General features: G+C 60.1%; 14 protein-coding genes. 3 read left to right on the forward strand and 11 right to left on the reverse strand.

Annotated features, from left to right (window positions below; translation table 11 throughout):
* Window positions 1-43: 43 nt before the first annotated feature.
* The 11 genes from addA to AB4Z13_RS09865 form a co-directional block, all read right to left on the reverse strand.
* Window positions 44-3,589, reverse strand: a complete 3,546-nt coding sequence (gene addA / locus AB4Z13_RS09815) for a double-strand break repair helicase AddA (RefSeq protein WP_439016932.1) — start codon at window positions 3,587-3,589, stop codon at window positions 44-46.
* Window positions 3,582-6,773 carry a double-strand break repair protein AddB gene (addB, locus tag AB4Z13_RS09820; protein WP_439016933.1) on the reverse strand — a complete coding sequence of 1,064 codons (3,192 nt, stop codon included), beginning with the start codon at window positions 6,771-6,773 and terminating at the stop codon, window positions 3,582-3,584. The genes addA and addB overlap by 8 nt, the downstream gene beginning before the upstream one ends.
* 3 nt (window positions 6,774-6,776) lie before the next feature.
* Window positions 6,777-7,508: a nucleotidyltransferase family protein gene (locus AB4Z13_RS09825; protein ID WP_439016934.1), complete on the reverse strand. Its 732-nt coding sequence runs from the start codon at window positions 7,506-7,508 to the stop codon at window positions 6,777-6,779.
* Window positions 7,509-7,520: 12 nt separating this feature from the next.
* A complete protein-coding gene (tsaE, locus tag AB4Z13_RS09830; protein ID WP_439016935.1) occupies window positions 7,521-9,032 on the reverse strand; it encodes a tRNA (adenosine(37)-N6)-threonylcarbamoyltransferase complex ATPase subunit type 1 TsaE in 1,512 nt (503 codons plus the stop codon).
* Complete coding sequence (locus tag AB4Z13_RS09835; protein WP_439016936.1) at window positions 9,029-11,614, reverse strand: ATP-binding protein; 2,586 nt, start codon at window positions 11,612-11,614, stop codon at window positions 9,029-9,031. Before AB4Z13_RS09835 ends, tsaE begins: the two co-directional genes overlap by 4 nt.
* A gap of 202 nt (window positions 11,615-11,816) precedes the next feature.
* Window positions 11,817-13,217: an adenosylhomocysteinase gene (gene ahcY / locus AB4Z13_RS09840; protein WP_113322147.1), complete on the reverse strand. Its 1,401-nt coding sequence runs from the start codon at window positions 13,215-13,217 to the stop codon at window positions 11,817-11,819.
* 168 nt (window positions 13,218-13,385) lie between these two features.
* A complete protein-coding gene (locus tag AB4Z13_RS09845) occupies window positions 13,386-13,661 on the reverse strand; it encodes an HPr family phosphocarrier protein (RefSeq protein WP_007813748.1) in 276 nt (91 codons plus the stop codon).
* 9 nt (window positions 13,662-13,670) lie between these two features.
* The gene (locus AB4Z13_RS09850; RefSeq protein WP_007813746.1) at window positions 13,671-14,072 is read right to left on the reverse strand and encodes a PTS sugar transporter subunit IIA; all 402 of its coding nucleotides are present in this window, start codon (window positions 14,070-14,072) and stop codon (window positions 13,671-13,673) included.
* Window positions 14,073-14,225: 153 nt separating this feature from the next.
* Window positions 14,226-14,666, reverse strand: coding sequence for an HPr kinase/phosphorylase (locus tag AB4Z13_RS09855; RefSeq protein ID WP_439016937.1), 441 nt, complete (start codon window positions 14,664-14,666; stop codon window positions 14,226-14,228).
* On the reverse strand, window positions 14,663-16,453 hold the full coding sequence (locus AB4Z13_RS09860; RefSeq protein WP_007813741.1) for a sensor histidine kinase: 1,791 nt from the start codon (window positions 16,451-16,453) through the stop codon (window positions 14,663-14,665). Before AB4Z13_RS09860 ends, AB4Z13_RS09855 begins: the two co-directional genes overlap by 4 nt.
* A gap of 77 nt (window positions 16,454-16,530) precedes the next feature.
* Window positions 16,531-17,268, reverse strand: a complete 738-nt coding sequence (locus AB4Z13_RS09865) for a response regulator transcription factor (protein ID WP_439017291.1) — start codon at window positions 17,266-17,268, stop codon at window positions 16,531-16,533.
* 337 nt (window positions 17,269-17,605) lie between these two features.
* Here AB4Z13_RS09865 and AB4Z13_RS09870 point away from each other — a divergent pair, with 337 nt between their 5' ends.
* The 3 genes from AB4Z13_RS09870 (at window position 17,606) to AB4Z13_RS09880 (ending at window position 20,388) form a co-directional block, all read left to right on the forward strand.
* Window positions 17,606-19,216 (forward strand): phosphoenolpyruvate carboxykinase, encoded by a 1,611-nt coding sequence (locus AB4Z13_RS09870; RefSeq protein ID WP_439016938.1) that lies wholly within the window; start codon window positions 17,606-17,608, stop codon window positions 19,214-19,216.
* A gap of 121 nt (window positions 19,217-19,337) precedes the next feature.
* A complete protein-coding gene (arfB, locus tag AB4Z13_RS09875; protein WP_439016939.1) occupies window positions 19,338-19,775 on the forward strand; it encodes an alternative ribosome rescue aminoacyl-tRNA hydrolase ArfB in 438 nt (145 codons plus the stop codon).
* Between the two features lies 1 nt (window position 19,776).
* On the forward strand, window positions 19,777-20,388 hold the full coding sequence (locus AB4Z13_RS09880) for an alpha-ketoglutarate-dependent dioxygenase AlkB (protein WP_310389854.1): 612 nt from the start codon (window positions 19,777-19,779) through the stop codon (window positions 20,386-20,388).
* Window positions 20,389-20,391: the final 3 nt, after the last annotated feature.

The raw sequence follows: 20,391 nt of genomic DNA on the forward strand, positions 1-20,391 counted from the left end.
TAACATGTGAGGGTGCGGTGCCGGAATTTCAATGTCCGATATTTCACTTTGTGTTGAGTCCTGCAAGTGCCGAAGCCAAAGCCTGTTCGCCAAGAGTATGGATGGTCGCATTTTCTGTATAAACCAGCATGCAATCGATCCGTTTGGCAGGATAGAGCGGCTTCAATATTTCCCGATAGATCGCAAGCTGCGCCTTGTGCGCAAAAGGGATTTTATCTTCGCTTGTCGGTGGAACGCGATTTGTCTTGTAGTCCAGAATGACGACACTGTCTGGCAGGACAGCAAGCCGGTCAATCCGGCCTGAGACGGCATATTCCCGGCCTTCCAGCGTCAAGGTTCCCATGATCGAGATTTCCGCCTGGGCATGAACGTTGAAGACGGCTTGAAGCCTTTCATCTTGCAAAAGTTTCACAACCGAATCGACCAAAGCCTGCCGCTCTATAGCCGGCCAGAATCGCGCCGCGCGTTCAGCATAACGCTTCGCTGCATCGGCCCGCTCCTCCGCCGGAATATCGGGAAGAGCCTGAAGCATCCGATGGATAAGACGGCCCTTTTCCAGGGAACGATCGCTGCCCTCTTGATCGCCGAAGAGCGGTGAGGTCACCAGAAGATCATCGGCCTCCTCATCGATGATCGTTCCGGCACCGGAAGGGCTAAGTGGCCGCGGCAGTTGTTTCTGCGGCGGCAGAGGGCGGAACAGGTCAGGGGGGACCGTTATGACCGTTGCCTGTTCAGGCGCACGGTCCATTCGCTCGAAGCTGCGCTCGACCTGCGGCACACGCCAGCGCATGCCGTCCCACTCGCCATCCGGACCTGCAAAAGTTGCCTTTTCGACATGCGGATGCTCGGCGTCGAGCGCGGTGGAAATCATCATATGCCAGGTGTCGTTGTTCAGCCGCACGCCGCGATAGCCGCAGACGATCAGCCGGTCGGCGGCGCGTGTCATCGCCACGTAGAGCAGGCGCCGGTATTCCTCTTCGGCAAGAAGCTGGATGCGCGCTGCATCGGTCAACGTCAGCGAATTGCCGAGATCACTGACGGGAATCCACACCGGTATCGGCGGCTCGTCCGGCCCGGCATCAAGCAACCGGAGCTTTGGCAGGTGGGTGTGGGTAAAAGCCTTCGAGCCGCCATCGACCAGAAAGACAATTGGCGCTTCGAGACCTTTGGAGGCATGCACCGTCATGATGCGCACCTCGTTGCGGCCCTTGTCCTGTTCGCGCTTCACTTCCGGCGCTTCAAGCTCAAGCGTCGAGATGAAGGATTGCAGGCCGGGGAGACCCGATGTCTCGTGGTCGAGCGCAAAGGTCAGGAATTCGTCGAGGATATCGCTGACTTCGGTACCGAGCCGCGCCAAAAACTGCCGCCGGCCGCCATGACTGCCGAGGACACGGGCATAGAAATCATGGACCGAAAGGCTTCGGGACTGGGCAAGAAAGAGCTCCAGCCTTGCGACGGCCGCGCCGAGGCGTTCATTGCCGTCGGCGGCATATTTGCGAAGATGGTGCCAGACGCTTTCATGGTCGTCGCGGAGCGCCGCAACCGCAAAAATATCCTCTTCCGAAAGATTGAAGAGAGGGCTTTTCAGGAGAGCGGCGAGCGAAAGATCGTCTTCCGGCAGGAGCAGAAAACGGCCCAGCGCCAGCAGATCCTGTACGGCGATATGACTGGTCAGCACCAGCCGGTCCGCGCCGGCGACGGGGATGTCGCCACGCCGCTTCAGTTCACGCGTCAGCGCATTGACGAAGGCGTCGCGTTTGCGGACGAGAACGAGGATATCGCCGGCTTCTATGAAGCGTTCCTTGCCCTTTTCGACGATCGTTTCGCGTCCCACAAGAGTACCGATCGTATGAGCGATGCGCCGTGCAAGAATGGCGGCCGGCGCGCTCTCGGGCGTCGCATCGAAGGGAGCGGTCCAGTCCTCATCCTTTATCACGACATCGGGCACGACCATTTCCCAGAGATCGACGGCCCCAGGATGGCCGATACGGCTGGAGCGATGAACGACCGGCTCGGTGCCGAGGCCGCGTGCATTCTCCGGTGGGGTGAAGATGTGATCGACCGCGAGCAGAACGTCGGAGGTAGAGCGGAAGGACAGCGGCAGGCGAACGGTCGAGAAGGCGAGGCCGCTGTTCTGCACGCGACGCTGCGTTCGTTCCTTCTCCTCGGAAAACCGTTCCGGCCGCGCGCCCTGGAAGGAATAGATCGACTGTTTCTCGTCACCGACGGCAAACAGTGTCCGGACGAGAGGCCGCGAACTTTCTCCTGAGAAGAAATCCTCCGCCAGCGACTGGATGACGCTCCATTGAACAGGGCTGGTATCCTGCGCCTCGTCGACGAGGATATGGTCGATACCCTGATCGAGCTTGTAATGGATCCACGGACCGACGCCACTCTTGGTGAGCAGGTCCGCAGTGCGGGTGATCAGGTCCTCGAAGTCGAGATGGCTGCGCTGTTTTTTCAGCTCCTCATAATCCCGGTTCAGACGGTCCGCGAGCACGAGAGCGGCATGGGTTGCTGTGTGCATCCGCATCAATTTCAGCCGGTCGCGGCAATTGACGACATGCGCGCGCGCAGAGGCGATAGCATCAGTAAGCTGCGGCGCTTCGGCAAGCATCACCTTGACAAAGAATTGCCCGTCCGTCTTCGGCTCACCTTTCGATGTCAGGAAAACTTTCTCCAGAATTTGCGCGCGCGCGGTAACATCCCGTTCGCGGGCAGCGCGGCGCAAACCCTCGGCGACGTCTTGAGCCTTCGCGCCACCCTTTGCAGCGGCGAGCGAAAGATAAAGTTCCAGCACCGCATCCGAGAGACCCGGCAAGGGCCAGTATCGCTCGGCCAGCCCCTCTTCCGTATCATCAGGTGAAAGCCCGAGTTTCTTTCGCAGCAACTTATCGGCGCCGCCATGCCGTTCGGCAGCGGTTATGAAGCGGCGTATGGCGTTACGGTTGGCAACGATCTCGCCGAGCAGATTTTCGAGCCCGGATTCATCACCGAGATTAAGCACATAGGTGAAGGCACCAGCGAGGTTCCGGTCGTTCTCCGGTGCCGTTGCCGTCAAAAGTGAACGCCGCGCATCGGCAAGCAGCGTCTCTGCCGCCCGGTCGTCGAGAACCGAGAAGTGCCCGGCGACGTTTGCTTCCAGCGGAAACTGGTGCAGCAGTGCTTCGCAGAAGGCGTGGATCGTCTGGATCTTCAGACCACCCGGTGTTTCCAGTGCCTTGGCAAACAGTCGTCTTGCTTCCGCAAGCTTCAGGGAATCCGGCTCACGACCTTCGATCTGTGTGATGCGCTTGGCAAGCTCCTCATCCGGGAAAATCGCCCATTCCGCCAGCCGTTCGAAGACGCGGTTCGACATTTCGGAGGCGGCAGCCTTCGTATAGGTGAGGCAGAGAATGGCGGAAGGCCGTGCCCCGGCAAGCAGCAGCCGGATCACCCGCTGGGTCAGAACATGCGTTTTGCCGGAGCCGGCATTGGCCGACACCCAGGCAGAACGGGTCGGATCAGAAGCGATCGCCTGCTGGATCGTCGTCCAGCCGATCCAGGTACCGGGATCGTCACCCTCCGGAAGCGCGGTCGGATCATTCATCGCCTCCTCCTTCCGGGTCAGCAGTTGCCCATTCCGCAACGCGGGCAAGATGATCGTAATCGCCGCCGAAATCGAATTGTTGGGCGGGGATCAGCCGCGAGGTAAAACCCTTCTCGCCGGACTGCAGCAGGGTGACGAATTTTACCAGCTGGTCGATCGATTCTTCGGCAAGCTGCATTGCTGATTTTGCCTTGTCGCTGTTGGCCTCCTCGTTATTGACCTTGTCCACCAGGAAGCGACTGCCCGGCCGCAAGCGGACATAGAGGAGGTCGTTCGGTACAAGGCTCCCGGCATCACGGAAGGCGCCGGCCTGAAGGGCAGCGGCCTCAAGCGCGAGCTGCGGGTCGAGCAAGGCGCGGGCCTGTGTGGGAGAGGGGTTGTAGCCAGTCTTGTAGTCTATGATGTCGGCGCTGTTTGGCCCCTTGATATCGATACGGTCGGCAACGCCGGTGAGCCGGATATCGATCCCATCGAGTTCGACACCGCCCCTCACTTCCGTCAGCCTCTTTTGCACATCGGGCTGCCGCCCGGCCTCCCATTTCAGGAAAGCGCGCGCGACTTCGCGGAAGCGCGGCCGCCAGACGGCGTCGATATGCGGCGGCAACTGCTCTATGTCGAAGAGTTCGGTCAGGATGATTTCCATCGCCGCTGCCGCCTCCGGCGTTCCTGCTGTATGGTCTTCGCGAACAAAGCGATCGATAATCTTGTGGTAGAGAGTACCGCGTTCCGCTGCGCCCGGATCGCGATTGAATGGGTCGACAGGATCGAGCCGCAGCACGCGCCGCGCATAAATCGCATAGGGGTCGCGGCGCAGCCGACCGACTTCGCTGAAGGAATAGGATTTGGGCTGCAGTTCCCGTGGCGGCTTGGGAGAGGGCCTCTGCGCTGGCGCCTGATTGTCGCCGAGGTCTATCTGGTTTGCCCAGTGAACGAAGCGCGCGCCCCGCTTGCGCAATTGCTCTTCGAAATCCTCGCCGCCGATCGCCAGCAGCCGTTGCAGCCACCGGGAGGCGACCGTTGGCGTCGAACCCTGGCGCAAGGCGCGTGAATAGATCAGATGGCGCGTCCCGTTCGCCATCTCGAAATCATGCGCCAGCTGGCCGATGCGCCGTTCCGGCGGCTCCAGCCCGATTTCTGTCTTCATCATACGGGAGACGAAGGGATTGTTGGCGGTCTGTCCTGGCCATGATCCTTCATTGAGGCTGCCGAGTATCAGCGTATCGACATTCTGCAGGCGCGCTTCCAGCGTCCCGAAAATAAAGAGGCGAGGGTGGCTGAGGGCACCGGGCTTGACGGCATGGCCGGCGGAGAGCGCCACCATGATATCGATCCATTGCGACCCATCCGCTTCCATCTGGCCATCGGTATCGATGACTTCGCCAAGCAGGCTCGCCAGGGCATCGCCCGCTTCACCGGACCAGAGGCCTGCCAGATTGCCATGTTCGTCGACAGCGATACCTTCCAGGGCGCGGCCCGTCCGTTCGGCCCATTGCGAGAGCGAGATGCCGGTCGTCAGGCCATCATCATCCCCACGATGCCGCACGAGCGCCGATACCAGTGGTTCCACGGCACGTTCAACTTTCTGGGCTAACCTGCGGGCCATCTCCGCTGCTTCAGATGGCAGCGATTTGCGCCACACCGGCACGTGCCTGTCGAGCGCTTGCTCCGAAAGCTGATGGTCGAGCAGCTGTTCGAGCGATCCGATATCCACTTCTGTCACGCCGCCGCGCAGTGCCAGCAACTCCAATGCCTCGACAGCCCCGGTCAGAAAGCCGCGCTCCAGCCCGAAGCGGGCAAGCGGGTGTTTGAGCAGCGAAACGATGGCGACAGGATCGCCGGGACGCAGTGTCGCCTCCAGGAGCAATTGCAGCAGCGTGCCCTGCGGCGTTGCCGAAAGTGGCGTACCGGCTGAATCGTCGGCGAGAATGCCGAAGCGGGAAAGCTCCGCCATAACACGGCGCGCCAGATTGCGGTCTGGCGTAATAAGCGCAGCTCTGCTTTCGCCATCGCTACCCGGCTGTTCCAGTGCAAGCCGCAGAGCAACGGCAATCGCTGTCGCCTCCTCGCGCTCGTTGGCGGCTTCGATCATCGATACGTCCGCGAATGCCGCGGCAACGGTCCCTTGCGGCAGGTCTTTTTTCCAATCACCCCAGCCGCTCGTCGCCTCTGATGGAGTAAGCGCCCGCGAGAGGACTTCCGCCCGAGAGCGCAGATCGGCTTCCGCTTCCTCGATCGGCTGAACGTCCTCGCGGCTGAATTTCAGCCGCTTCAGCAGAACGGAAAGACCATACTGCGGATGCGTGCGGCTTGCCGGGTTGGCCCGTTGACCCGGCAGGAGATCAGGAGCGACCAGAGACCAGTGCTCCTCCGGCATGGAAAGGTCGAGGCCGGGCAACACGATCACGCCTTCCGGAAGGTTCGCCACGGCGCCGATGAGATCTGCCGTGGCAGGAAGCGAACCCGTCGAACCGGCGATGATGATCGGACCGGCAGGCTTCATCATCATCGAGAGACGGCCGGCCTCGGCGCGCAGGATGGCATTGCGATGGCGGGCCGGCGACGATCGGCCAAGTTCGATCAGGCGTTCCGGCCAGAAGGCACTGGCGATCTGCAGGAACTCCGCCGTCAATTGCCACCAGGCCGCATAGTCACCCGTATCAAGCTTGCCGAGTTCAGACCATGCAAGATCCTCGGTTTCGATCGAATCGATCAATTCCGCCAGATTGCGGGCAAGCCAGATGGCATCCGCCGGGCTTGCCGGCGCGACGAGAGGCGATTCCGAATGGATATGCCGGACGATCTCCGGCAGCTTGTTGCGCCAGGCAAGGATCAGCCGGGCCAGTTCCAGAAGGCGCGCGGTATTGGAAAGCGGCTGGGCAAGATCGATCGTCGCGGGCAGCGCCTCGTCAAAATAGCCGCTGTCGTCATCCGTCTCTCCCAGTGGCCGGATGACCGGCAAGATCGCCGAGCGGCCGCCGAGCAGATCGACGAATTCCGAACGCAGGACACGTACGGCGCGCCGGGTCGGCAGATAGATCGTCACCTTGGCAAGCGAAAGCGGATCAGCGGGATCATGCCGGAAAAGCGGTGTCAGGCGTCCGTCACAAAGCGAACTTGCCAGCGTCTTCAGGAAGGGAAGGCCGGATGGGATCGTCAGAATGCGTGGCCGGTGCCGCTCTACCATGCGTCACGCAAACGCCCGGAATCGCCGGATCGTCTCCTCCGCATCGTCAATCGCATCAGGCGTGCCGACCGTCAGCCAATGACCTTCCATCATCATGCCGAAAAGCCGGCCGCGGGCGATCGCCTTGTCGAAATAGACATTGAGGTTGAAGGGTTCTTCGGGTGCATCGTCCAGCAGCGCAGGGCGCATGACAATCGCACCGGCATAAACAACCGGATTGGAGGGATCGTCGCGATAGCGCGTCAATCGACCGTCGGGCCCCAGGCTGAAGTCGTTCTTGCCGTTATGACCCGTCGTGTCCTTGATGCGCACGCACAGCAGCGCCATATCCATGCGTTCGGTGTCGAAGAATCCGGCTAATCGTCGCAGATTGCTGGGTTGACCCGCCGGCTCGCCGATCCAGAAGAGATCAGCATTCATGACGAAGACCGGTTCGCGGCCGAGGAGCTTCAGCCCCTTTGCCAGCCCGCCGCCGGAATCCATCAGCGCCTCGCGCTCGTCGGAAACAAGGATATCAAGCCCGGGATAGCTCTTAAGGTGAGCTTCCATCTGATCTGCGAAATGATGGACATTGACGGCAGCTCGCTCTACGCCGGCTTCGACAAGCGAATCCAGCGCATAGTTGATCATCGGCTTTTCGCCGATCTTCACCAGAGGCTTCGGAATCGTGTTGGTAATCGGGCGCATGCGGGTTCCGAGCCCCGCGGCCAGTACCATGGCTTGTCTGATGGTCATACTGATCCGGTCTTATGATTCGACTGGGACTATTCCAGCCCTTGTGCACCATTCGCGCAAGGGGGCAAGCGCCTCGTGTTCCAGCGCCACCTTCAGATAAGACAGCGTACGCGGCATATGTTGCAGATAGCCGGGTTTGCCGTCCCGCTGCAAGAGCCGCACCCACAGGCCGGCAAGTTTGCAGTTGCGTTGCGCCGACATGATAGCCCACGCCTTCATGAATCCAGCTTCGTCAAAACCGCCCTGGGCCTGTCGGAGCGAAAGATAATCATCCATCAACTCCTGGAAGAGATCCGGTTCGATCGTGACGCGCGCATCCTGAACGATGGAGGCAACATCGTAGGCTGTTGGCCCGATCATCGCATCCTGGAAGTCGATAATGCCGATCTTGCGGATGCCGCTTTCATGTTCGCGCCAGATGATATTCGGCGAATGGAAATCGCGCAGCAGCAGGTTCTTCTCGGCCGATTGCAGCTCGTCGATCAGATTATCCCAGATCGCCAGATAATCGTCACGCTCGGCATCCGTCGGCCCCGTGCCTCGTTTCCAGGCGATATGCCAGTCGAGCACGAGCCGCACTTCCATCTTCATGGCGGTGCGATCGAAATCCGGAATGTGATGCGTATGTGTGGCCGTAACCGGGATATCCTGCGGGATCTGCATCGAATGAAGATGGGCAAGGCAGGCGACACTCGCGCGGTAGCGCTCGGCAATCGGCTGGCCGTTCTCGTCCAGAACGCCTTCAGTGCCGAGATCCTCGATCAGTAGGATGCCCTGCTCGTAATCGACCTTTTCGATCATCGGCGTAGCAAAACCACGTTCGCGCAACGCATCGGCGATCGCGACGAATGGATAGGCGTCGACCGCCAGATGCGCGACCTTCGGATAGGGCTTGCCGTCATAGATCGGCGGGCCTTCCGGAGGGGGCCGCCAATCCATAAGGATTTTCCGTGTGCCGTCGCTCAGATGGAAATATTCATAGGCCCGAAGCGAAGCGTCTCCTGTAAGGAATCGCCGCTGGGCATCGCCATAACCTGCATCTGTCAGGAATCTCCGGATTGCGAGAACACGATGGATGCGGGCCGCCGCCTTCTCTGGTGCATTGATCGTCACGCGACGACCGGCACCCTCATGTTCGAGCCGCAGGGAGATGCGCGATACGGGCAACTCACCTTCCGCCATCTCGGGCCATTCGACGATGCAGATGCCGTTTTCAAGCGCTTCGTCGAAGCCGAGCTCCGTCAGTTCCGAGGGGTCGCCGAGCCGGTAGAGATCGAAATGCGAGACGGGAATGCGCAGATCGTAAGATTGCACCAGCGTGAAAGTGGGGCTCGGAACTTCCAGCCCGTCATCATCAGCCATGGTGCGCAGGAAAGCCCGCGCCAGCGAGGATTTTCCGGCGCCGAGATCGCCCGACAGCGCCAAGCAATCACCGGCCTTCAGCGCCAGCGCCAGATCATTGCCGAGGCGGAGGGTTGCTGCCTCGTCTTCCAGGAAAAACGAGATGACGTCGCCTTGCGTCATTCGGCAGCGACGGAATGCGGCAGGTTGATGGAAGGGATGCGGCAGGTCACCGTTGTTCCCCTGCCGGGCTCGCTGTCGATGCTGACTTCGCCATTATGCAGGCTGACGAAGCTGTCGACGATCGAGAGGCCAAGCCCGGCGCCGCCACGCTTTCCGCTCTTGGCGCCGGTTGCGAAACGGTCGAAAACCGTCGCGATCATATCGGGCGAAATGCCAGGTCCGCGATCCCGCACCGAGAAGACGAAGTCCGTACCTTCCCGGCGGCATTCCAGCGCAATCGATACGCCCTCGGGCGAGAAATTGGCGGCATTGGCCAGAAGCTTCAGCAGGATCTGCTTCAGCCGCTGCGGATCGGCAACGATCGAGCCCAGATAGGCGGGCGCGGTGATCTCCAGCGAAACGCCGCTCTCGTGCAGCCGGTCGGCGATCTGCATGGAGACGTCGTCGAGAAGATCGGCGAGATCGATTTCCGCATAGTTGAGCCGCATGATGCCGGCATCGACGGTCGCGAGATCAAGGATGTCGTTGACGAGTGTCAAGAGCACGGAGGACGAGGTGGCGATATGGTCGATATATTCGGCCTGCCGCTCGTTCAGCGGGCCCACACCCGGCGTGCGCAGCAGATCGGTGAAGCCGATGATGTTCGTCAGCGGCGAGCGCAGCTCATAGGAGACGTGCTGCACGAAGTCATTCTTCAGCTCGTCCGCCTTGCGCAGCGCTTCGTTCTTTTCCGTCAGCGCCCGTTCGGCCCGTACGCTGTCTGTCATGTTGACGAAGGTCAGCATGGTCTGAGCGTTGGGCAGCGGGATGACAGCAAAGTCGAGCACGAGGCCGGACAGCAGTTCGAGCGTTCCCTGGCTGGAACGACGCTCGTCGTCGAAGCTGGTGATCAACTCCGCGAAGGTCTTCCAGCCGTCGGGCTGGTCATAGGACGGGGCGCAAGCCTCGCCGATGCCGCGGATATGCGTGCCGGGCTTGGCTTCAGTCTCCGTGATGCCCCAGAGTGCCCGGAAGGCCGGGTTGGAGAGGCGGATACGGCCGTCAGGCCCGAAGACGGCAACGCCTTCCGAAAGGTGATCAATCGTCTCGCCCTGTACCTTCACCAGCGTATTGTAGCGCGTCTCGAGATCGACTTGCTCGGTCAGGTTCTCGAAGACCCATGTCGCGCCACCCTGCGGATGCGCGGTCGCAAAGACGCGCAGCGTCTGCCCGTTCGGCAGGTGCCAGAGATCGGATTGCGTATCGAGCGAACGATAGACGGAAAGCGCCGTTTCCTTCCACGATTTCCAGTTCAGTTGGTCCGGCAGTTTCTTGGCGGCACGAAGGCGTTCCAGAAGTTCGCTATTGTCAGGCTTGCTTTCGAGGAAGGCGATATCGAGCTCCCAAAGTGAGACGAAGGCCTGATTGTAGAATTGCAGCCGGCGGTCGCCGTCGAAAATGGCGACGGGTGTCGCCAGATGATCGAGTGTTTCAGCATGGCTCTTAAGCGTCCGCTCCAGTTCGGCGCGAACCGCTTCGATATCGGAAACATCGACGGCAAGACCGGCCGAGCCGCTGGGGACCTTTACGTCGACCACATCAAAGAAAGTGCGGTTGCCGCGCACGACTGTCGAAATTGTGTCGTGGAAAGGCGATTCCGGCGTCGCCGTGGCGTGGATGCGCTCGCGGGCGATCGTCGTCAGGATTTCACGGCCTTCATTGACGGCCTGCTGCGGCGATTGTGCTTCGACGGCATCGCCATAGGCATGGTTCACCCAGGTCAGACGCCCGGCGGTATCACGCTGCCAGGCCGGCATATCGATGGCGTCCAGCATGCTCTGGAAGGCCGAGATCGACGTCATCAGCCGATCGCGCTCGATCTTCAGTTCAGCCAGCTCGGCGCGCAGATTGTTGAGCGCCACGAAGCGCACGAAGGCGCGACCGCCGGAAACACGGCCTTGTGCTTCGATTACCTCGTCTCTGATAGTCTCGATCACCATGTCGAAACTTTCGGCCTGTTCACGGAGACGGCCGACCGCCCGCTCCAGCTCGGAAGCCGACCGCGCCTTCAGCCAGAGACCGAAGGCAAGGAATTCATTGTCCTGTGGAGCGCCTGTTTCCGGCGGAAGCTGGCCGAGGAGTTCCGGCCGGGCGACGCCATCCCAGATGACGATGCGCCGGTTCTTGTCGGCAATGAGCGCCTCATATTGGGAGATGCGCTGCTGCGCGTCCGAAAGTGCCGAGCGGATCTCGCGGCTTTCATTTTCGAGATTGCCGCGCTGCCGCACCAGCCAGAGCGTCGAAAGCAGGGCGGCTGAAATGACGCCAATGACGACGGAAAGGCCGACGACTTGCGAGGAGGTGAAAAGATGTGCTGACGCACCAATACCTGGCTGCGCCTGCGCCAGAGCCGGCCAAGCCGGTGCGACGACTGCAGTGCTCGCAGCGCACAGCTTTGCAATACGTGCCAAAGACCAATGCTTTTGCCTTGCAGTCACAAGGACCGCGGCAAACCTATATTTTTGGCCTGCCTGAAGCGGACGGTCAGCGGCATATGCGCGACCCTCCACCTGGCTGGGCAGGCTGTGTTTCATTTCCGACATCCTCGGTATGTCTCCGTCCTTTAATGTGCCGCATCACGACAAGACATCCCATTTTCGTGGAAAACGGAGAGCTCCGAAGCCACGAATCAAGTCTCAAAACAATACTTCGGAAGGGAATCGTCGGAAAGAGAGCGCCCAAAAAATAAGCCCCAGCATTTGTCAATGCTGGGGCTACCACATCTTGTGGATATCGAAGACGAAATCAGTATCTGTAGTGGTCGGACTTGAACGGACCCTGCGGCTTCACGCCGATATAGGCAGCCTGCTCTTCGCTGAGCTGGGTAAGCTTTACGCCGAGCTTGTCGAGATGCAGGCGCGCGACCTTCTCGTCGAGGTGCTTCGGCAGGATGTAGACCTTGTTCTCGTACTGGCCGGGCTTGGTGAAGAGCTCGATCTGCGCCAGCGTCTGGTTGGTGAACGAGGCCGACATGACGAAGGACGGATGGCCCGTTGCGTTGCCGAGGTTCAAGAGGCGGCCTTCGGAGAGAAGGATAATGCGGTTGCCCTTCGGGAACTCGATCAGGTCGACCTGCGGCTTGACGTTTGTCCACTTGAGGTTACGCAGCGCGGCAACTTCGATTTCGTTGTCGAAGTGGCCGATATTGCCGACGATCGCCATGTCCTTCATCTGACGCATATGGTCGATGCGGATGACGTCCTTGTTGCCGGTCGTGGTGATGAAGATATCGGCGGAGGAAACGACGTCCTCGAGCAGAACGACTTCATAACCGTCCATGGCGGCCTGCAGGGCGCAGATCGGATCGGCTTCCGTGACCTTGACGCGGGCGCCAGCGCCGGAAAGCGAAGCCGCAGAACCCTTGCCAACATCGCCGTAACCGCAGACGACGGCAACCTTGCCGGCCATCATCACGTCGGTGCCGCGGCGGATGCCGTCAACCAGCGATTCCTTGCAGCCGTACTTGTTGTCGAACTTCGACTTGGTGACGGAATCGTTGACGTTGATCGCGGGGAAAGGCAGGAGGCCCTTCTGGCTGAGCTGGTAAAGACGGTTGACGCCTGTCGTGGTTTCTTCAGTGACACCCTTGATTGCTTCACGCTGCTTGGTGAACCAGCCGGGCGAAGCGGTAAGGCGCTTCTTGATCTGCGCGAAGAGGATTTCCTCTTCTTCGGAATGCGGGTTGGAGAGAACGTCCTCACCGGCTTCGGCGCGGGCGCCGAGAAGGATGTACATGGTGGCATCGCCGCCATCATCGAGGATCATGTTGGAGAAGCCGCCATCGGCCCACTGGAAAATCTTGTCGGTGTAAACCCAATAATCCTCAAGAGACTCGCCCTTGATTGCGAAGACCGGAACGCCGGAAGCGGCGATCGCCGCAGCGGCATGGTCCTGCGTTGAGAAGATGTTGCACGAAGCCCAGCGGACTTCGGCGCCGAGCGCGACCAGCGTCTCGATGAGGACAGCCGTCTGGATCGTCATGTGCAGCGAGCCGGTAATGCGCGCGCCCTTCAGTGGCTTGGATTCACCGAATTCGGCGCGGCAGGACATGAGGCCGGGCATTTCGGTTTCGGCGATGGTGATTTCCTTGCGGCCGAAATCTGCAAGACCGATATCGGCGACAACATAATCTTTTTCAGTGCTCATAGGGCTCTCCAGGCTGAAAACGTCTCAAAAACATCGCAAGGACGCGACGATGACCGCAACGGATCGAACACGTGCGGAATGCACGTCATGCTCGCCGTTTAGCAGGCTTCAGCCGGGAAGGCAACGGGGATATAAAGAAGTCTTTATATCTTTATATGGCGCTGAAGATCAGATTTCTTCGCCGAACTTGTTCTGGATGAGCTGATCGAGGGCATTTAGTGCTTCGGCAGCCTGGTTGCCGGTCGCCGAGACGATGACGCTGGAGCCGGGGCTTGCTGCAAGCATCATAAGGCCCATGATGGAGGTTCCCCCAACCGTCATGCCGTCTTTGGAAACGGTGATCGTTGCATCGAAGGCATCGACCGTCTGGACGAATTTTGCCGAAGCGCGCGCATGCAGGCCGCGCTTGTTGATAATAAGGAGTTCCCGGGAGAGCGGTGTCATGGAGGCTTCTTACTTTCCGCTCAGGACCCGGCTCGCAACGTTGATGTACTTGCGGCCTGCCTCCGAAGCCTCGGCAAGCGCCTTTTCCATGTTGTTCTCGCCGCGTACGCCGGCGAGCTTGATCAGCATCGGCAGGTTGACGCCGGCGATGACTTCGGTGTGGCCGCTGCTCATCACCGAGATTGCGAGATTGGAAGGGGTACCGCCGAACATGTCGGTGAGAATGACGACGCCATGGCCGTCGTCTGCGCCGGAAACGGCTTCGAGAATGTCCTGTCGTCTTTGGTCCATATCGTCTTCCGGTCCGATACAGACCGTTTCGATGAATTTCTGAGGACCGACGACGTGCTCTACGGCATGACGAAACTCTTCAGCCAGCTTGCCATGAGTGACAAGCACAAGTCCGATCATGATATTACTGCTCCCATGGCATACGCAAACCGTGGCCCCAATATCGCAACGCAGCAATTACGTCCACCGGTGGGGGCACATCTTGGCGATCAAAAGCCGAAGTGCAAGATAAAAATATAAATGTATAGGCCGTATCGGGCCGTCCGGAAGGCCTCAACTTCCTATTTCCGGTGCTTTTGCCATCAACACGGCAAGAGGCAGGGGAAGATTGGGCAATAGTCGCAGTACAGGCAGCTCAAAACCCTCGGCAAGAACGACGGTTTCTCCCCCCGCAGGGAGCCGGTTTTCGCCCGTGGCGCTGGCCGGCAGGACTGCAAAATGCATCGCTGCCTGGGCGACATGATCGTGCTTTACGATCCCGGTGCCGCGCAATTCGATGAGCCCGGCAATCGCGGGCGGACAGGTGGCAATGATTGCTCCGCCCTGTTTCGAAAGAAATACTTGATCATCGGCCACGAGAACAGAAAAAATACCCTGCCGCCGTGCCTCCGCCATGCAAGTAAAAGCGGTTATCGACTTGCCCCAGCCAGAGGGGCCGGTGAACAGCAGGCCAGTCTTTCCGATGACGATTGCGGTGGCGTGGATGTTGATCATGCCGCGGCATCGGCCGGAAGCGCAAGGATGAAGCGAGCGCCGAGCAGCTTGCCACTCTCGTCGTCGACGATGTTTTCGGCCCGCAATGAACCGCCATGCGCCTCGGCGATCTGCCGGCTGATCGAAAGCCCGAGGCCGGAATTCTGGCCGAAGCCTTCGGATTCCGGCCGGTCGGTATAAAAGCGTTCGAAGATGCGGTCGATATTCTCTGCCTGGATGCCCGGACCGTTGTCTTCGATATAGACGACGCAACGGGAACGGGTACGGACTAGACGCACTGTGATCTTGCCGTTCTGCTCCGGCACGAAGGAGCGGGCATTTTCAATCAGGTTGGTGATGATCTGGCCGATACGCAGGTCATGTCCCTTGACGACGAAGCGCGTCTTGACGTTCGGCTTGCGATCGACGGCATAGTCGATCTCGACCTTCTTCTTGGTGCTGCGGATCTGGCGCGATACGTCGATGAGGTCGCGCAGAAATACTTCCAGATCGACAGATCCGGCATCGACGCGCGCAAGCTCGGCATCGAGGCGGGATGCATCGGAGATATCGCTGATCAGACGGTCGAGACGGCGGACATCGTGCTGGATGACATCCATCAGCCGCTTCTTGGAATCGTCGGATTTGGCGAGCGGCAGTGTTTCGACGGCGCTGCGCAGCGAGGTCAGCGGGTTCTTCAGCTCATGGCTGACATCGGCCGCAAAGCTCTCGATCGCATCGATCCGGTCGTAGAGAGCCGTCGTCATTTCGCGCAGTGCTATGGAAAGGTTGCCGATTTCGTCCTGGCGCGCCGAAAAGTCTGGAATTTCCTCTCGTTCCTTGGCGCCGCGGCGCACCCGGATGGCCGCCGCCGAAAGCCGGCGCAGCGGATTGGCGATGGTCGAGGAAAGCACGAGCGCCATCAGCACGTTGACGAGCGTCGCAACGCCGAAGACGCGCATGATGGCGAGACGCTCGGCATGCACGATATTGTCGATATCGCCGGCCTGCGTCGATAGCAGCAGCACGCCAAGCACGGCCCGGAAGCGCTGGATCGGAACGGCAACCGAAACGATGAGCTCGCCCTTTTCCGTCGTACGCACGACTGCGCCGCGTACACCCGTCAGCGCGTTCATCACCTCGGGATAGATCGAGCCGTCGCCACCAGGCGCTTCCTTGTAGACCGGAAGATTGCCCGGCTGCAGCGCCTTGTTGAAGAGGGCTGTGAACCATTCGCTCCAGGTCTGTTTTTCTTCCTCCACCGGCGGCAGGTCGAAACGCAGAACCTGGCCACGCGAATAGAGATGCCGGGAATCGAGCAGCAGATTGGCATCGGCATCGAAGATGCGGGCGCGGGTGCGGGTCGGCGAGATCAGCCGCCGAAGAACCGGTGCCACCTTTTCCGGATCGATCGGGAATTCGAGATCTTCGTCGTTCGGAACCGGCGTAATGCTCTGGCCGGCCTGCAGTTCGAGCAGCTTCTGCGGATCGATGGTAATCGAGTTCGTGTCGACGGAGGCCGAGGCCGAAACCGCGCCGGCGATGATTTCACCCTGTGTCAGCAGGCTCTCGACGCGCGCGTCGATCAGGCCTTCGCGGAACTGGTTGAGGTAGAGAATGCCACCGACGAGGACGAGCAGGGCCGCAAGGTTGAAGAAGACGATGCGGCGCGTCAGGCTCGAAAAGACGGCATTGCCGAAGATGCGGCGGATCAGGGTGAAGGGATGCGACCAACGCCGGCCTCTGACGCGTCGAGTGCTCACGCCCTCCGCATCATCCAGATCCCTTTCCTGCACCAACTGTGCCAATGACAGGCCCTTTCGGAGGGCGGGGCCAGCTTGACCGGCCCGCCGCCCTCAACCGTCTCTTGCCGCGCCTCGAGGCGTCAGGCTGCTTCGCGGAAGCGATAACCCACACCGTAAAGCGTTTCAATCATATCAAAGTCAGTATCGACCATCTTGAACTTCTTGCGCAGCCGCTTGATGTGGCTGTCGATGGTGCGGTCATCAACATACACCTGTTCGTCATAGGCGGCATCCATCAGGGCGTCGCGGCTTTTCACCACACCCGGGCGCTGAGCCAGCGAATGCAGGATCAGGAATTCGGTGACGGTGAGGGTGACTGCCTCACCCTTCCAGGTGCAGGTGTGGCGTTCCTGGTCCATGACCAGCTGGCCGCGCTCGAGCGAACGGGCCTGCTGAACTGCACCCGCCTTCGGCGCGCCGACAGTTGCGCTGCCACCGGCCGCTGCCGCCTCGCGGCTCGAGGCGCGGCGCAGCACAGCGCGCACGCGCTCAACCAGCAGACGCTGGGAGAAAGGCTTGGTGATGAAATCGTCGGCGCCCATCTTCAGGCCGAAGAGCTCGTCGATCTCCTCATCCTTGGAAGTTAGGAAGATGACCGGAATGTCCGACTTCTGGCGAAGCCGGCGAAGCAACTCCATGCCATCCATGCGCGGCATCTTGATATCGAAGATCGCCAGCTGTGGCGGGCGCGCGAGCAGCCCATCCAGCGCGGAAGCGCCGTCCGTGTAGGTCTCGACCTTATATCCTTCTGCTTCCAGTGCAATCGACACGGAAGTGAGGATGTTGCGGTCGTCGTCAACGAGCGCGATTGTCGGCATGGTGTTGGTCTCCGTCATCAGTGCGCAATCTCCCGGATTGGTCGTCCCCAGGCGGTCTTCGTGACCGGTTGCGCTTATGGAGGATAAAGGTGGAACAAATTGTGGCAAAGATAAAGGGGTAGATTGCCTACCCGTATAAGCAGCAATCGGAAGTGGTGCGACAAGTTGTTTCAACAGGCGGTCTTCAAACGATTTAAAATGAACTTATAGAATTTAAATCGATTAATTATTTGATATCATTGTCTTTTCCTGGATTAGGGCTATTGCCATTTAAAATTTCTCCTCTTATTTTCGCGTTAATTTTAACGGCCAAGGCGCCTCAGCGAAGGGAAAAGCTATGGAGACGTTCGGAGTTCATAACCAGGCAATCGAGCTGGCGACGATCGGTTTCAGCGACGTACGGAGCGTACGTTACAACCTCTCCGCCGCTCTTCTCTATGAGGAATCGATTCGCCGGGGAGAGGCCGAACTGACAGCCCAAGGCGCCCTTCGCGCGACCACCGGCCAGCACACGGGCCGCTCACCGCGCGACAAGTTCGTCGTCCGCGAGGAAAACACCGATGGCCAGATCTGGTGGGACAATAACAAGCCGATGTCGCCGGAGCATTTCGCCCTGCTGCACAAGGACATGCTCGCTCACGCCGCCGGCAAGGACCTCTTCGTGCAGGATCTTATCGGCGGTGCCGATGCAGAGCAGGCGCTGCCGACCCGCGTTGTCACCGAATTCGCCTGGCACTCGCTCTTCATCCGTAACCTGCTGATCCGCCCGAAGGCCGATGCGCTCGCAGGCTTCGCGCCGAAGCTGACAATCATCGATCTGCCGAGCTTCAAGGCCGATCCGGAGCGTTATGGCTGCCGTACCGAAACGGTGATCGCCTGCGATCTGACGAACGGCATCGTTCTGATTGCCGGCACTTCTTATGCCGGCGAGATGAAGAAATCGGTCTTCACCGTGCTGAACTACCTGCTGCCCGCCAAGGGCGTCATGCCGATGCACTGCTCGGCCAATGTTGGTCCGGAAGGCGATGCCGCTGTCTTCTTCGGCCTCTCGGGCACCGGCAAGACGACGCTTTCGGCCGATCCGGCCCGCACGTTGATCGGCGATGACGAGCACGGCTGGAGTGAAAACGGCATCTTCAATTTCGAAGGTGGCTGCTACGCCAAAACCATTCGCCTCTCGGCAGAGGCCGAGCCGGAAATCTATGCCACCACCCAGCGCTTCGGCACTGTACTTGAAAACGTCGTTCTCAACGAAAACCGCGAGCCGGATTTCGATGATGCGTCGCTGACCGAAAACACGCGCTGCGCCTACCCGATGGACTTCATTCCGAATGCATCGGAAACCGGTCTTGCGGGCCATCCGAAAACCATCATCATGCTGACGGCCGACGCTTTCGGCGTCATGCCGCCGATCGCCAAGCTGACGCCCGATCAGGCTATGTACCACTTTCTCTCTGGGTACACCGCCAAGGTGGCAGGCACCGAAAAGGGTGTCGTGGAACCGGAAGCAACCTTCTCGACCTGCTTCGGCGCTCCCTTCATGCCGCGCCATCCCGCCGAATACGGCAATCTGCTGAAGGAGCTCATCGGCCGCCACGGCGTCGAGTGCTGGCTCGTCAACACCGGCTGGACCGGCGGCGCATACGGCATCGGCAAGCGCATGCCGATCAAGGCAACCCGCGCATTGCTGACGGCCGCCCTTTCGGGCGAACTCGCCAAGGCCGAGCTTCGCGCTGATCCAAATTTCGGCTTTGCCGTTCCGGTCGCAGTCGAAGGCGTTGAAACTGGCATCCTTGATCCGCGTTCGACCTGGGCCGACAAGCCGGCCTATGACGCGCAGGCCGAAAAGCTGGTCTCCATGTTCATCGCCAACTTCGCCAAGTTCGAAGATCATGTCGACGGCGGCGTGCGCGATGCAGCACCCGGCATCAAGGTCGCTGCCGAATAATTCACCAATAAACTCTTGGCGATTCACGTGAAACCCGGCGTTCCCAGCGCCGGGTTTTCGTCGCCCTTGCGCTGGATTTCACCCGCTTTCAATTCGCAGCCATTATGCGCTAGAAGGCGGTATGGCCAGCGACGCGCTCTATATCAACGACAGGATTACCATCGCCGGATGGGAGCTGACGGAACAGTTCGTTCTGGCGGGCGGTCCGGGCGGTCAGAACGTCAACAAGGTGTCGACCGCCGTCCAGCTCTTCTTCAACATCCCGAACTCGCCCTCGCTCAACGAGCGGGTCAAGACCAATGCAATCAAGCTTGCCGGCAGGCGCATGTCGAAGGACGGCGTATTGATGATTGAGGCAAGCCGGTTCCGCAGCCAGGACCGCAACCGCGAGGATGCGCGCGAGCGGCTGAAGGAGCTGGTCCTGGAGGCCGCCAAGCCGCCACCGCCGCCGCGTAAGAAGACAAAGCCGACCAAGGGCTCGATTGAACGGCGGCTGAAGGAAAAATCCGGCCGTTCAGAAGTCAAGAAGATGCGCGGCCGGCCGGGCGGCGGAGAATGATATGCCGGAACTCCTAAGCGGCGTCCGCCATCTTCCCGAATATCTGGATCGCGCCCGTCAGGAAGCGCTAGTGGGCATTATCAGGGCTATCGTCGCTGAAGCGCCACTCTACGTGCCGGTCATGCCCGGCACCGGCAAACCTATGTCGGTCCGGATGACCAATTGCGGCTCGCTCGGCTGGGTGACGGACAAGGAGCGCGGCTACCGCTACCAGCCGATGCATCCGGCGACCGGCAGGCCATGGCCGTCAATCCCTTCGGAATTGCTGGAAATCTGGAATGATCTTTCGGGCTATGACAAGCCGCCCGAAGCTTGCCTCGTCAATTTCTACTCCGATGAAGCGCGCATGGGCCTGCATCAGGATAAGGACGAGAACGACTTGAAAGCGCCAGTCGTCTCAATTTCGCTCGGCAATGCCTGCCTGTTTCGCGTGGGTGGAGTGAACCGTAACGACAAGACCATGTCGTTCAAGTTATCGAGCGGTGATCTCGTCATTCTCGGCGGGGAGGGGCGGCTCTGCTTCCACGGCGTGGACCGCATCTACCCGGCCACCTCCACGCTTCTGAAGAACGGCGGCCGCATCAACCTAACGCTCCGCCGCGTTAATCCCTAACCC

The sequence above is a fragment of the Rhizobium sp. YAF28 genome (genome assembly GCF_052113285.1).
In the GTDB taxonomy this organism is placed as follows: domain Bacteria; phylum Pseudomonadota; class Alphaproteobacteria; order Rhizobiales; family Rhizobiaceae; genus Rhizobium.